This window comes from Pectobacterium sp. F1-1 (genome assembly GCF_025643735.1).
GTDB lineage: Bacteria > Pseudomonadota > Gammaproteobacteria > Enterobacterales > Enterobacteriaceae > Pectobacterium > Pectobacterium colocasium.
Window position 1 is genome coordinate 3,956,729 of sequence record NZ_CP104733.1, and the last position, 13,273, is coordinate 3,970,001.

General features: G+C 53.8%; 10 protein-coding genes and 1 pseudogene. 7 read left to right on the top strand and 4 right to left on the bottom strand.

Annotated features, from left to right (window positions below; genetic code table 11):
• Positions 1-37: 37 nt before the first annotated feature.
• Positions 38-1,228: a LacI family DNA-binding transcriptional regulator gene (locus NAL19_RS17725; RefSeq protein WP_263058033.1), complete on the bottom strand. Its 1,191-nt coding sequence runs from the start codon at positions 1,226-1,228 to the stop codon at positions 38-40.
• A gap of 321 nt (positions 1,229-1,549) precedes the next feature.
• Here NAL19_RS17725 and NAL19_RS17730 point away from each other — a divergent pair, with 321 nt between their 5' ends.
• The 4 genes and pseudogenes from NAL19_RS17730 (at position 1,550) to fsa (ending at position 4,297) form a co-directional block, all read left to right on the top strand.
• A complete protein-coding gene (locus NAL19_RS17730; protein WP_263058034.1) occupies positions 1,550-1,993 on the top strand; it encodes a PTS sugar transporter subunit IIA in 444 nt (147 codons plus the stop codon).
• 22 nt (positions 1,994-2,015) lie between these two features.
• Positions 2,016-2,303 carry a PTS sugar transporter subunit IIB gene (locus NAL19_RS17735; RefSeq protein ID WP_015841685.1) on the top strand — a complete coding sequence of 96 codons (288 nt, stop codon included), beginning with the start codon at positions 2,016-2,018 and terminating at the stop codon, positions 2,301-2,303.
• Between the two features lie 16 nt (positions 2,304-2,319).
• Positions 2,320-3,578, top strand: a pseudogene (locus tag NAL19_RS17740) (PTS ascorbate transporter subunit IIC).
• A gap of 53 nt (positions 3,579-3,631) precedes the next feature.
• Positions 3,632-4,297, top strand: a complete 666-nt coding sequence (gene fsa / locus NAL19_RS17745; protein WP_225088219.1) for a fructose-6-phosphate aldolase — start codon at positions 3,632-3,634, stop codon at positions 4,295-4,297.
• 99 nt (positions 4,298-4,396) lie between these two features.
• Here fsa and yacL read toward each other — a convergent pair whose 3' ends face one another.
• Together yacL and acnB are read right to left on the bottom strand one after the other, a co-directional pair.
• Positions 4,397-4,756 carry a protein YacL gene (gene yacL / locus NAL19_RS17750; RefSeq protein WP_015841688.1) on the bottom strand — a complete coding sequence of 120 codons (360 nt, stop codon included), beginning with the start codon at positions 4,754-4,756 and terminating at the stop codon, positions 4,397-4,399.
• A gap of 169 nt (positions 4,757-4,925) precedes the next feature.
• Positions 4,926-7,523, bottom strand: coding sequence for a bifunctional aconitate hydratase 2/2-methylisocitrate dehydratase (gene acnB, locus NAL19_RS17755; RefSeq protein ID WP_180741566.1), 2,598 nt, complete (start codon positions 7,521-7,523; stop codon positions 4,926-4,928).
• Positions 7,524-7,871: 348 nt separating this feature from the next.
• Here acnB and NAL19_RS17760 point away from each other — a divergent pair, with 348 nt between their 5' ends.
• The gene (locus NAL19_RS17760; protein WP_225085754.1) at positions 7,872-8,183 is read left to right on the top strand and encodes an ArsR/SmtB family transcription factor; all 312 of its coding nucleotides are present in this window, start codon (positions 7,872-7,874) and stop codon (positions 8,181-8,183) included.
• Positions 8,184-8,286: 103 nt separating this feature from the next.
• On the opposite strand, the gene NAL19_RS17765 is transcribed toward NAL19_RS17760, so the two are convergent.
• Positions 8,287-10,587 (bottom strand): TonB-dependent siderophore receptor, encoded by a 2,301-nt coding sequence (locus tag NAL19_RS17765; protein ID WP_263058035.1) that lies wholly within the window; start codon positions 10,585-10,587, stop codon positions 8,287-8,289.
• Between the two features lie 208 nt (positions 10,588-10,795).
• On the opposite strand from NAL19_RS17765, the gene NAL19_RS17770 reads away from it, so the two are divergent.
• Together NAL19_RS17770 and NAL19_RS17775 are read left to right on the top strand one after the other, a co-directional pair.
• The gene (locus NAL19_RS17770) at positions 10,796-11,779 is read left to right on the top strand and encodes a helix-turn-helix transcriptional regulator (RefSeq protein WP_225085756.1); all 984 of its coding nucleotides are present in this window, start codon (positions 10,796-10,798) and stop codon (positions 11,777-11,779) included.
• A gap of 109 nt (positions 11,780-11,888) precedes the next feature.
• Positions 11,889-13,217, top strand: a complete 1,329-nt coding sequence (locus NAL19_RS17775; protein ID WP_263058036.1) for an MmgE/PrpD family protein — start codon at positions 11,889-11,891, stop codon at positions 13,215-13,217.
• Positions 13,218-13,273 lie beyond the last annotated feature (56 nt).

The following is a 13,273-nucleotide window of genomic DNA, read 5'->3' on the forward strand; positions in this document are numbered from 1 at the left end:
AATTTCCGTTCCAAACCGGCTCTACAGGCCGGTTTAGCTAGCTGCTGGCGCGAGGTTCAAAGATAAACTTCACTTTTTCCACTACCGGTGGATGTTCGTCGTTGTCCATCATGGCGAGTACCAGACGCCCGACCTCCGCGCCCAGTTTTTCATAATCAAGCCGCATCGCGGTCAGCGCGGGGAACGTATGCTCACATTGTTCAGAACCATCCAGACAGGCAATCGCCAGATCGTAAGGAACTTTCATCAGGCGGCGCTGGCATTCAAAGAGTGCGCCCAGCGCAATTTCCTCATGGCTACAGATAATCGCATCCAGCTCCGGCTGGCTTTGCAGCAGTTCCGTCATCGCATAGCGGCCAAACTGTAGGCTGGGGGCTTCCGGGATCGTAATTTTCAAATCCGCATTGTGATAGCGTGCCAGCATGGCTTTATTCCAGCCGTTCAACTGCTGTTTTTGCAAACGGTTATCCGTATGCGCGCCGATATAAGCCACGTGACGATACCCCTTTTCCAACAGCGACATCGTCAGTTGTTCCGCCGCTTCGGCAAGGGCGATATCAATATTGATATTCGCACTCAGCACGTCAGCACCGGATACATTCACCGTAATCACGTTACTGGCCTGAATAATGTCTCGGGTTCGCTGTGAGAGTTGTGCGCTGAATAACACCAGCGCCGCTGGCCGCTGCTGTAGGAGCTTTTCGACCATTCCCGCTTCGGTATGCTGGCGATATTCATGGCAGCCCATGATTAACGACACATGATGTTTGCCAACCGCCTGCTGTAATGCCTGCACAAAACGCACGCTGGCGCGGTCTTGTTGAAAAGGATAAAGCACCGCGATAGTGGGCTGATAGGCCGATGCCAGCATGCCTGCTGCCTGATTCGGAACATAGCCCAGCGTTTTTATCGCCTCATTGATTTTCTTCTGCGTGGCATCGGAGACCAGCCCCGGCTCCCTCAATGCGCGGGACACCGTCATCGCGCCGACACCCGCATGGTTTGCAATATCCTGTAGCGTGACGCGACTCGTACTCTCGGTAAGCTGACTGGCTTCCTGATTGGGTTCATAGCCTAATGTTCTGGCGGCCAGTTCCACTTTGCTGCGTAACTTCTCAGAGACCAGATCGGGTTTGCGCATCACGCGCGATACCGTCATCGTCCCGACGCCCGCGTAGTCGGCGACATCCTGTAGCGTAACCTTACCGGTACTACGACGCTTACGCATGCTCACTTCCTCTCCATTCGTCATTTTTCTCATCGCACGCTCGCGATAACAGCCGGTAACGTCATTGCCTTCAGGCTAGCGTGAAGGGGTCGGCAACGAGCGAACAACCCCGACTTCCTTACTGCGTCATTCACGCCCTGTCAGCGCTGCTCATAGTGTGCCTGCGGCGACACGGGGGAACAAATAATGGCCCCACTTGTGCTAAGTCGGTCACAGTTAATGATATGCATATCAGTTAGCGCTATCTTTTTAGAGATTAATCACATTATTTTCGCCATCGCCACACTATCCTGCGTTCAGAATGATACAGAGGTGACTCCAATGCTTAACACTTTACTAACACCAGACGTTGTTCAGATTTTACCTGCCTGTGATGGTTGGCGTCACGCTATTGCCTTGTCCTGTAAGCCTTTATTAGATAACGGTTCAATTGAACCTACCTATCTTGAGGCGATCTATCGCTCTCATGAGGCCATCGGCCCTTACTATGTCGTCGGCCCTGGGATTGCCATGCCGCATGCGCGCCCGGAAGATGGCGTGAATCAACTCGCCGTCAGCCTGACGCTGATTCGTGAAGGCGTGGTGTTCCATTCTGAAGGCAACGATCCCGTTCATTTGCTGATTGTTCTGGCCGCCACGGACAGCAATAGCCACATCGATATTATTTCACAGCTCGCTCAGTTGTTCGACACACCTGATGACATCGCCGCGTTACTCCGCGCGACGGACGTAGAGCAGGTGCTTTCCGTTATTTCTCGTTATTAATCGCCACCAGAGGACACAGATTATGAAAATTACAGTCGTATGCGGTAACGGCCTGGGTACCAGCCTGATGATGGAAATGAGCATTAAAAACATCGTTAAAGAGCTCGGCGTGGTTGCTGATGTGGATCACGTGGATTTGGGGTCTGCGAAAGGCACGGACAGCGACATCTTCGTCGGTACCAAAGATATTGCCGATCAGCTCATCGCGCAGGCGGTAGGGGGAAAAATTGTTTCCCTGAATAACATGATCGACAAAGTGGCGATGAAAGAACGCCTGTCGGTCGCCCTGACAGAACTTGGCGCCTTATAAGCTGGGGGGATCAAAAATGGAATTCTTCCGTTTTTTAATGAGTGATGTGCTGTCTGAACCGTCGATCCTGGTCGGTTTAATTGCGCTTATCGGCCTGATTGCACAGAAAAACCAGCCACAGAGTGCATCAAAGGTACCGTGAAAACCGTGATGGGTTTCCTGATTCTCGGCGCAGGTGCCAGCCTGATTGTGTCCTCGCTGGGTGATTTTGCCGAGATTTTCCACCACGCGTTTGGTATCGCCGGTGTGGTACCTAACAATGAAGCCATTGTCGCCGTCGCACAGAAGAACTTCGGCACCGAGATGGCGATGATCATGTTCTTCGCGATGGTTATTAATATCGCGATCGCCCGCTTTACGCCGTGGAAATACATTTTCCTGACTGGCCACCACACGCTGTTTATGTCGATGATGGTTGCCGTGATTCTGGCAACGGCGGGTATGAAAGGTGTGCTGCTGATTACCGTTGGATCGCTGGTCGTTGGGGTCTCGATGGTACTGTTCCCCGCCATTATTCACCCGTATATGAAGAAAGTCACAGGCTCGGACGACGTCGCCTTTGGTCACTTCTCTGCGATATCACAGCTGCTGTCAGCGTTTATCGGCAGCAAGTTTGGTAATAAAGAGAAATCAACAGAAGACATGGAAGTACCGAAAAGCCTGCTGTTCCTGCGCGATACGCCGGTCGCCATCGCTTTTACCATGTTTTTCATCTTCATGTTTACCTGTCTGTTTGCTGGCCCGGAAGCGGTGAAAACGATGAACGCCGGTGGGAAAAACTGGTTCATGTTTTCGCTGATTCAGTCCATTACCTTTGCCGCCGGCGTGTACATCGTGCTGCAAGGCGTGCGGATGGTGATTGCGGAAATCGTGCCCGCGTTTAAAGGCATTTCTGACAAACTGGTCCCCAATGCTAAACCGGCATTGGATTGCCCTGTCGTCTTCCCCTACGCGCCAAATGCCGTGCTGGTCGGCTTTCTGAGCAGTTTTGCAGCCGGGGTGGTCGGTATGGTGCTGCTCTATCTGTTAGGTATGACAGTGATCATTCCTGGCGTGGTGCCGCACTTCTTCGTCGGCGCAGCTGCTGGCGTTTTCGGTAATGCCACCGGTGGGCGTCGCGGTGCGATTTTAGGCTCTTTCGCCAATGGACTGCTGATTACCTTCCTGCCTGTCTTCCTGCTGCCGGTGTTGGGCAGTATCGGACTGGCAAACACCACGTTCAGTGATTCCGATTTCGGCGCGGTGGGCATTCTACTGGGCATTATCGTGCGCTAAGTCAGCATGATGAATGTCATCCGCAACACGAGTTTTCGTTAACGGGGGAAATGATGGAATTCTATTTAGATACGGCTGATGTGGCCGCAGTAGAACGACTTGCTGGCGTGTTACCGATTAAAGGCGTGACCACCAACCCAAGTATTGTCGCACGCGGAAAATCCGATATTTATACCGTGCTACGGGACATGCAGGCCATTATCGGCACGGAAGGCCAGCTGTTTGCTCAGGTGATGGCACGCGATCCTGACGTCATGGTGGAGGAAGCGCTGAAACTCAGAGACGTGATTCCTTCTCTGGTCATCAAAGTTCCGGTGACGCATGGCGGTTTACGTGCCATTAAGCATTTGACGGCGCTGGATATTCCTACTCTCGGCACCGCCGTCTACGGCGCGGGGCAAGGGTTTTATGCCGCGCTGGCGGGGGCTCGCTATATCGCCCCTTACGTCAATCGCATCGATGCACAGGGCGGAGACGGGATTGCGCTCGTAAAAGAGCTGCAAACCCTGATTAACCTGCACAGCCCGCACACTCAGGTACTGGCAGCCAGCTTTCGAACGCCACGTCAGGTACTGGACTGCCTGCTGGCGGGGTGTCGGGCTATTACGGTTGACCCTGCGGTTGCCGAGCTGTTCCTACAAGACCCTGCGGTTGACGATGCGCTTAACCGATTCGATCATGACTGGCAGGCACGTTTCGGCCATGCCGATCTTGGCTGATTGATGGAAAAACACCACTCGTCTGTCGGGTGGTGTGTCCAACATAACCGTGTTCTCAACACGATCGCATGGCCAAATGCGGTTGTGTTGCCAAAAGCATCAATGCAGGACGAACTCGCGATATTTTTCCACCAGCGTCAGAAAATCATCCAGTCCGCATAAAGACAGGCTTTCCTCGTCGTAATAACTCATGCCTTCTTCCAGCTCGTCCGTGGTGAAAGACAGCTGATTTGCCTGCACCATCACTTCTTCTTCATCCAACGACAGCGTGTATTCATGACCCACGCGCCGCCACTGCCGTTCGCTGCCAGCCACAGAACGTGCCGCTTCTTCAACATCAGTTAAGACCGTTAGCTGGCCTTTTACTTCTTCATTGAACCAGTGCCCGATCGCTTCATGTCCCATCGACATACGAACGATGACCTGGCCCGTCACATCCCGCAAAAATTCATAGTCCATGATGTCATCCTCACTGTGATGTTTCTTCTATTCAGTTTAGTCACCTCTACTCTCTACCGTCGTGATGCATCTCCACCTTTAAGGCGTCCCTGTTGCCATCAGTCAAGCAGGCAGAAAAAAGGAGGCCTGTGTAGGCCTCCTTCGGTGTAGAGATGCGAACTATAGCGAGTTAGACAGTCGTCTGGAAGATCACGCCATCGGCTTTCTCGGTATATTGGCCTAACTGGTCAAAATTCAGATAGCGATAGGTGTCCTGCGCGGTTTTATCCACCTGAGACATGTAGGTCTGGTACTCTTCTGACGTCGGCAGGCGACCCAGCAGAGACGCCACCGCCGCCAGCTCAGCAGACGCCAGATACACGTTGGCACCAGTTCCCAGACGGTTCGGGAAGTTACGCGTCGAGGTAGAAACTACCGTCGCCCCATCCGCCACGCGCGCCTGGTTACCCATACACAGCGAACAGCCTGGGATCTCGATACGTGCTCCGCTCTTACCAAACACGCTGTAGTAACCTTCTTCGGTCAGCTGTGCCGCATCCATCTTGGTCGGCGGCGCAACCCACAGGCGGGTCGGCAACTGGCCTTTGTGGCTATCCAGCAGTTTACCTGCCGCACGGAAGTGCCCGATGTTGGTCATACAGGAACCAATGAAGACTTCATCAATCTTCTCGCCCTGCACGTCAGACAGCCAGCGAGCATCGTCCGGATCGTTCGGCGCACACAGGATCGGCTCTTTGATGTCAGCCAGATCGATGTCGATCACCGCGGCGTACTCGGCATCGGCATCGGCTTCCAGCAGTTGCGGATCGGCCAGCCATTTTTCCATGCCCTGAATACGGCGCTCCAGCGTACGGCGATCGCCGTAGCCTTCGGAGATCATCCACTTCAGCAGTACGATGTTGGAGTTCAGATACTCAATGATCGGTTCTTTATCCAGCTTGATCGTACAGCCAGCCGCAGAGCGTTCCGCCGAGGCATCGGTCAGTTCAAACGCCTGCTCGACTTTCAGATCTGGCAGACCTTCGATTTCCAGAATACGACCCGAGAAGATGTTCTTCTTACCTTTCTTCTCAACGGTCAGCAGGCCTTGCTTGATGGCATACAGCGGGATGGCATGAACCAGATCGCGCAGGGTAATGCCAGGTTGCATTTTGCCTTTGAAGCGCACCAGAACGGATTCTGGCATATCCAGCGGCATCACGCCCGTCGCGGCAGCAAACGCCACTAGACCGGAACCCGCCGGGAAAGAAATACCAATGGGGAAACGCGTATGGGAGTCACCGCCCGTACCAACGGTATCCGGCAACAGCATACGGTTCAGCCAGGAGTGGATAACCCCATCGCCCGGACGTAGCGATACGCCGCCACGGTTCATGATGAAATCAGGCAGCGTGTGATGCGTGGTCACGTCAACCGGCTTCGGATAGGCGGCAGTGTGACAGAATGACTGCATCACCAGATCGGCGGAGAAGCCCAGACAGGCCAGATCTTTCAGCTCATCACGGGTCATTGGGCCAGTGGTGTCCTGTGAACCGACAGAGGTCATCTTCGGTTCGCAGTATTCGTCAGGGCGAATACCCGCGACGCCACAGGCACGACCCACCATTTTCTGCGCCAGCGAGAAGCCTTTTTTGCTGGCTTCAACCGCTTTGGAAATACGGAAGACATCGCTGTGTGGCAAGCCCAGAGACTCACGCGCTTTGGAGGTCAGTCCGCGACCGATAATCAGTGGAATACGGCCACCGGCACGCACTTCATCCAGCAGTACATCGGTCTTCAGCGCGAACGTCGCCAGGACTTCATTGGTGTCATGACGGCGAACTTCGCCTTCATACGGGTAAATATCAATGACATCGCCCATATTCAGATCGTTCACATCCACTTCGATCGGCAGCGCACCGGCATCTTCCATCGTGTTGAAGAAGATCGGAGCAATTTTGCCGCCCAGCACCACGCCACCACCGCGTTTGTTCGGAACATAAGGGATATCTTCGCCCATGAACCACAACACGGAGTTGGTCGCCGATTTACGCGATGATCCTGTACCGACAACGTCGCCGACGTAAGCCAGCGGGAAGCCTTTCTTGTTCAGTTCTTCGATCTGTTTGATCGGGCCAACAGTGCCAGGCTGATCGGGATCGATACCTTCACGGGCGTTTTTCAGCATCGCCAGCGCGTGCAGAGGGATATCAGGGCGTGACCAGGCATCAGGTGCCGGAGATAAGTCATCCGTGTTGGTTTCACCGGTGACTTTAAAAACGGTAACGGTAATTTTTTCCGCCAGTTTCGGGCGGGACAGGAACCACTCGGCATCAGCCCAGGATTGAATCACTTTCTTGGCGTGCGCATTGCCCGCTTTCGCCTTTTCTTCCACATCGTAGAAGTTATCAAACATCAGCAGCGTGTGAGACAGCGCTTCGGCGGCAATCGGTGCCAGCTTGTCATTGTCTAACGCATCAATCAGCGGATGGATGTTATAACCCCCTTGCATGGTACCCAGCAGCTCAACCGCTTTTTCCTGGCTAACCAAGGGGGAAGTGGCTTCGCCTTTAGCGACGGCAGCCAAAAAACCGGCCTTTACATAGGCGGCTTCATCAACGCCGGGAGGGACGCGATTAATCAGCAGATCAAGCAATGCTTCTTCTTCGCCTGCCGGGGGATTCTTGAGTGACTCAACCAGCGCGGCCATCTGCGTGGCATCTAACGGTTTAGGAACAATCCCCTGCGCAGCCCGCTCGGCTACGTGCTTACGATATTCTTCTAGCACGACGTTCTCCTCGCTCTCATTGTCTTCATTATGCCGGCGCTCTTGTTCCCAATTGTGGTGTCCATGCCTGGGTGTCAGCGTGTGGATGTAAGGTAGTAGAGTGTCCGGTCCAGCCTCGTCAGCATATCAGGATTTGAATTGATTGTTAATTCGTTCACATAATAGCAACATTAATTTTTATTCAACTATGCTATGTGCCCAATTTCGCTCTCACTGAAAAATACCGACATCAGCAGAATAGCATGTCCCTGACAGACCACACTATATATACACCCAAAGCCGATGCTATGATGGTCTCAATACATTAGATATAGCTAAATTAATCAGAAAAACAGTGTGGAGTAGCCCATGACGTTAAGCAATTCGGATCGCGAATTCATGCAGGACGGTGCGGAAAAAGCGGCGGCGCTGCTGCGCGCGATGGGTAACGAAAACCGGCTGCTGGTACTTTGCCTGCTCATCGAGCGCAAGGAAATGTCGGTTGGTGCGCTGCTTGAGCACATCCCGCTCAGCCAGTCCGCTCTCTCACAACATCTGGCGAAAATGCGTGAGGAAGAGTTGATTAGCTATCGACGCGAATCTCAAACGCTGTACTACCGCATCGAAAATCAGAATGTAGAAGCCCTCGTCGCTACGTTGAAAACCCTTTTCTGCCCCTGATATCCGTACGTCCCCACAGGATGACAGACAGGGATGACTCGCCATAAAAAACGCCACGGTACAATGGCACCGTGGCGTTGATGATTACGTGGGGCGTTATGATTTAGAACGACGTTTTCACACTCACAAAGAACGTCCGACCCGGTTCGTTATAGGTTGCAGCACCGGCTCCCGCGATGGTCACCACGTTATTGTTCACCACATCCTGCGCATTACCGGCACGGAACAGGCGTTTATCAAACAGGTTTTCTACGCCGCCCGTCACGCTCAGGTTCTTGTTAAACGTATAGGTGCTGCTTAACCCGAACAGCGCATAAGGGCTTAACTCGTTGGTCGCGCTACCGGTTACACGTTCACCTTTGTAGTTATATTTCTTCGGCTTTTGACGGCCATACCAGGTCACATCAGCCAGGAAAGAGAGCTTCTCCGTCGCCTGCCAGTCCACCGAGGAATTCAGGGTAAATTCCGGCGTAATCGACAGATAATCGCCCGTGGTTTTATTTTTCGATTCCAGCATCCAGGTCAGGTTATTACGCCAGTTGATCGTCTCCGTAACAGGAACCGTCAGGTTACCTTCCAGCCCCTGAATAACCGCTTTCGGCACATTGCCCCACTGGAAGATATTGGCGTTGGCATATTGATTATTGGTTCCGCCCACCGCTTTACCGATAACCGTGTTGCCTGCTTCAATTTTGTTACGGTAATCGTTATGGAAGTAGGTGATGCCCGCGATCAACCCATCGCGATGAAACTCCAGACCAATCTCTTTATTCAGGCTGGTTTCCGCTTTCAGGTTTTCATTACCGATCAAATAGCAGGACGTCCCACCCGCACAGCCCTGCCCACGGCTATAGAGGAGGTAATTCTCGTTGGTCTGGTACAGGTTTGGCGCTTTGTAAGCGCGGGCGATACCTAACTTCAGCGTATAGTCGTCACCTAATTCCTGCGACAGGTTGAGCGACGGGCTCCAGTTGGTGCCTGCCGTGCTGTGATGATCGACACGCAGCGCCGGCGTTAACATGGTGCTATCCGTCAGTTCGACGTTATCTTCCACGAAAGCAGAAGCCAGACGCGCGGCAGATTTCTCACTGCGGCCGCTGCTGCTCAGCGATCCTACACTCCCCGCTTCGGTTGTCGTCTGCGTGTTCGACACCGGATCCGTCATCTTCTGTTCATTCCACTCCACCCCGAACGTTAACACCTGATCGACCCAGAGATTCAGCGGAAGATTGACCTCGTTGTGCGCGGTAAAATTATCCAGTTTGATGGTGCCGAATTGGTTCGGATTATTGGTATCAAAAATACCTTCTAAGCCGCCAGACAGCCCCTCAAGGATACGGGTGTTGTGCGTACGTTCATATTGCAGATACGACGTAGAGCTGACGCCGCTGTCCCAGTAGCCGCGATGCGTAACCGCAAAATTCTGGCGGTACATGCGGTTGGTTTCCTTGCCGTAATTGCTAACAACGAGCGGGTTGGTGTTGGTATTTTGCGAATCACCCGCATAGATGTTGCCCTGACGGCTGGAACCTGCTTCAAACTCTAGCGATTGTTGCTGGGTCATATCCCAGCGCAGCATCCCGTTGATATCTTTATTACGCACCCCTTCACGCCCGGAAGGCAGGGAAGCTGACTGATTACCTGCGCGTGCAGACTGATGCCCTTCGTTAATATCGCGTGCATCAGCCTGGGTTTTGTTCAGGTTACCGTACAGACGGAAGCTCAGGTTGTCGGTCAGGCCGCCCATCAGGCTGAAATCGGTACGCTTGGTGGCGCCTTCCGAGCTATGCTCCGGCGCGTTCAGATAGGTATTCCAGGTACCGTGCCATTCCTGACTTGGCTGCTTAGTGATGATATTGACTACGCCGCCCGCGGCACCGTTACCATAGCGTGCCGCCGCCGGGCCACGCAGCACTTCAATACGCTCGACCATATCAGCAGGCACCCAGTTGGTGTCACCGCGGGTATCACGTTCGCCACGCCAGCCATAACGCACGGCGGTACGGCTTGATACTGGCTTACCATCCACCAAAATCAAGGTGTTTTCCGGCCCCATACCGCGAATATCGATCTGGCGATTGTTACCGCGCTGGCCGCTGGTTGAGTTACCGGACAGATTGACGCCCGGCATGGTACGAATCAGATCCGACAGATCGTTAGCAGGTGGACGCTTGCTGATATCCTCAGACGTAATCACCGATACGCCCGGAGCCTGACGGGTTTGCTCTGCGGCCGTTACCACCATCGTGTCGCCCGATGTTTTCGTTTCGGCCTGATTTTGCACCTGAGGAGCAGGTTCTGTTGAAGGCATGGTCGAGGTCTGCCCAGCGCTCAGAAACGATGTCATCCCGCAGCTAACGCCAATGAGCGTCGCCAGATAACGACGCGATTGTGGTAGTTTCATCAAAATTATCCTGCCCTGTAAGAAATGAGGCCTCGCCATGTGACGTCCTCAACGAAAAATGCTATTGAGAAGTATTTGCATTACCATTTTGGCGCGGTCATTGTTACATTTGTCATTCAGGACGGGGTTTGCTCTAGCAGCAAAATGTTTTGCCAAAGCATCAAAATGGAAGGCGCAGGTCGAAGGGTTTAATCAGGTAGGTAATCACGTGCGCAGCTTCACGCAGTCATCAAAGCCGATCTATAAAGATCACATCGTTCAGCAATCCAGTCTGGTGGCGAATAATTACCGTTTCATCGGTCCACGGTTGATCGATAACACACCGGTGCTCTTTGGGTCATTCACCGTTGTGCAGCTTAATCCGCATCTGATCCTGCATACCGCAGATGTGATTAATCGCCACAATATGAAAACCCAAAACCTGCTGGATGACGCAATCAAACTCGCCATCGTGGTGAGCGGCAATGCGCATATTTCATTTGGCCATCAGGAGTTACATCTGGGAGAGAGCCAACCGGCCTCGCTGATTGCGCTGACGGAACCGACGATGTTTACCCGCATCGGCAAGCGTGATGAATATGAACGAACGATTACGCTGACGTTCGACAGAGAATGGCTTTACGGCAACATGATGGACACCGTTGGCGACTGGCAGGCCATCCACGATTTCACACAGACCCATCTGGCGACACACCTGTGGACACCGTCCCGGCAGGCGCTGGCTATTGCCTTACAAACGCTGGACGCTGAACCTTGCCAAACACCGCTCCAGCGTCTCTATCTGGAAACGCAGTGCATGAGCCTGATTATTGAGGCGTTGACGTCATTAACGGCCAGCGTGGCGCAGGAGAAAAGCAGCGGCGTCACCCTGCGCGGCTACCATCGCATTCAACAGATCAGAGATATGCTGGAAAGCGGCAGCGCCGACCATCTTTCGATGAGTGAGATCGCCAAAAGCGTCAACATGAGCGAAAGCACGCTACAGCGCCATTTTCGCCAGACGTTCAATATGAGCGTGTTTGAGTACCTGCGTAACTGCCGCTTACAGCGCGCCATGTTGGCTTTGCAGAAAGACGGTATCGGTATTGCACAAGCAGCCAGCATCGCCGGTTACAACAGCCCCGCTAACTTTGCCACCGCGCTACGACGTGCATTTGGTATTACACCGGGGCAGTTAAAAGACCGCTTCTGACGCCGAAGCACTAATAACCAAATGGAATTTATTATTCCGTTTGGTTATTAATCGCTATTCAACAAGGCGCAGTAAATTACTATTTTTCTGCCAGCACACATGACGACCCATGACCAATCAGACTGATATCACCGCAACGCTTGCCCACCACATCATCCATAGCGAACCCAATCGGGAAGCAATAGAGGCCGCCCGTGACGGAGTGACTGACTTCATCTCTACTGCGCTCCCGATCGCACAAGGAGCCATTGCTGATAGCGGGCTTGCGCCGTTAAAGCAGGTATTCAGCGGCACGGACAGCCTGACGCGTAGTCTGATCCTGGGCTATTCCGGTCACGTGCTGGACTTTGACGATTATCATCCAGCGTTTCGTGGACACCCCAGTACCGTCATTCTGCCCGCACTGTTTGCCCTTGCCGCAGAGGATTCATCCGTAACGGAAGAGACGTTTTTGACGGCATACGTGATTGGCGTGGAAACCGCAGGCAGAATCGGGCTGGCATGTGGCCCGCGCCATTACAGCCTCGGCTACCACAACACGGCGACGCTCGGTGCTATCGCCGCGGCCGCTGCGGCAGCACGCCTGGCTGGCGCCTCGGTGGAGCAGACGCAGATCATTCTTGGCTTAGCCGCCACACAGGCCGCAGGGCTGAGGGCGCAGTTTGGTTCAGCGGTCAAACCGCTACATGCCGGGCTTTCCGCCAGAGCGGGGCTAACAGCGGTCAAACTCGGACTGGCGGGCTTCGAGGGCAACACACAACAGGTCGTTGACGCCTTTCTTGCGGCGCACGGCGATCAACAACACCAACCGGAACTGCTGGTTGAAAACTGGGGCACGCCGTGGCGCATGCTGTCTCCCGGTCTGGAGTTCAAGCGCTACCCAACGTGTGGCGGCACCCACAGCGCGGCCGAAGCCGCGTTTGCCCTGCGGGAACAGTGGCATAAACAGAATGGCGCGGATGCCGATCTGGCCGATGCTATCGAACAGATCACGGTGACGTTCCCGCCGGGTGGCGATGTGGCGCCGTTTATCCGTAACGCGACAAACGGTGTAGAAGCGCGCTTCAGTCTGGAATATGTGATTGCAGCGGCGCTAATTGAAGGGGAATTGAAGCTGGCGCATTTTTCGGAAGCACCGGTTGAAGCAACGATCTCTGCGCTGGCGAATCGCGTCATACGCCGCGCCGATGAAACTGCGCCGCCCGATGAGCTTGACCCGGAAGCACGCTTTCATGAGGTGACACTGCACCTGCGTAACGGCAGTACGTTAATCCAGCGCACCACACGTCAGGAAACCTCGTCGCGCCCCACTGACCTCCGTGCCAAGCTGCAACAAACGCTCGGTTCGTTGACGCACCTCGACAGCGACCAGATCGCTGACCGCTGCGCATTACGACAAGCAGGCGATTTACGCTACTTACTGGGGCTGCTGTTTTAATTTCTCACGACTCAAACCGCAATAACGGTTCTGTGTTGCAGGCGCTGTCGATAATC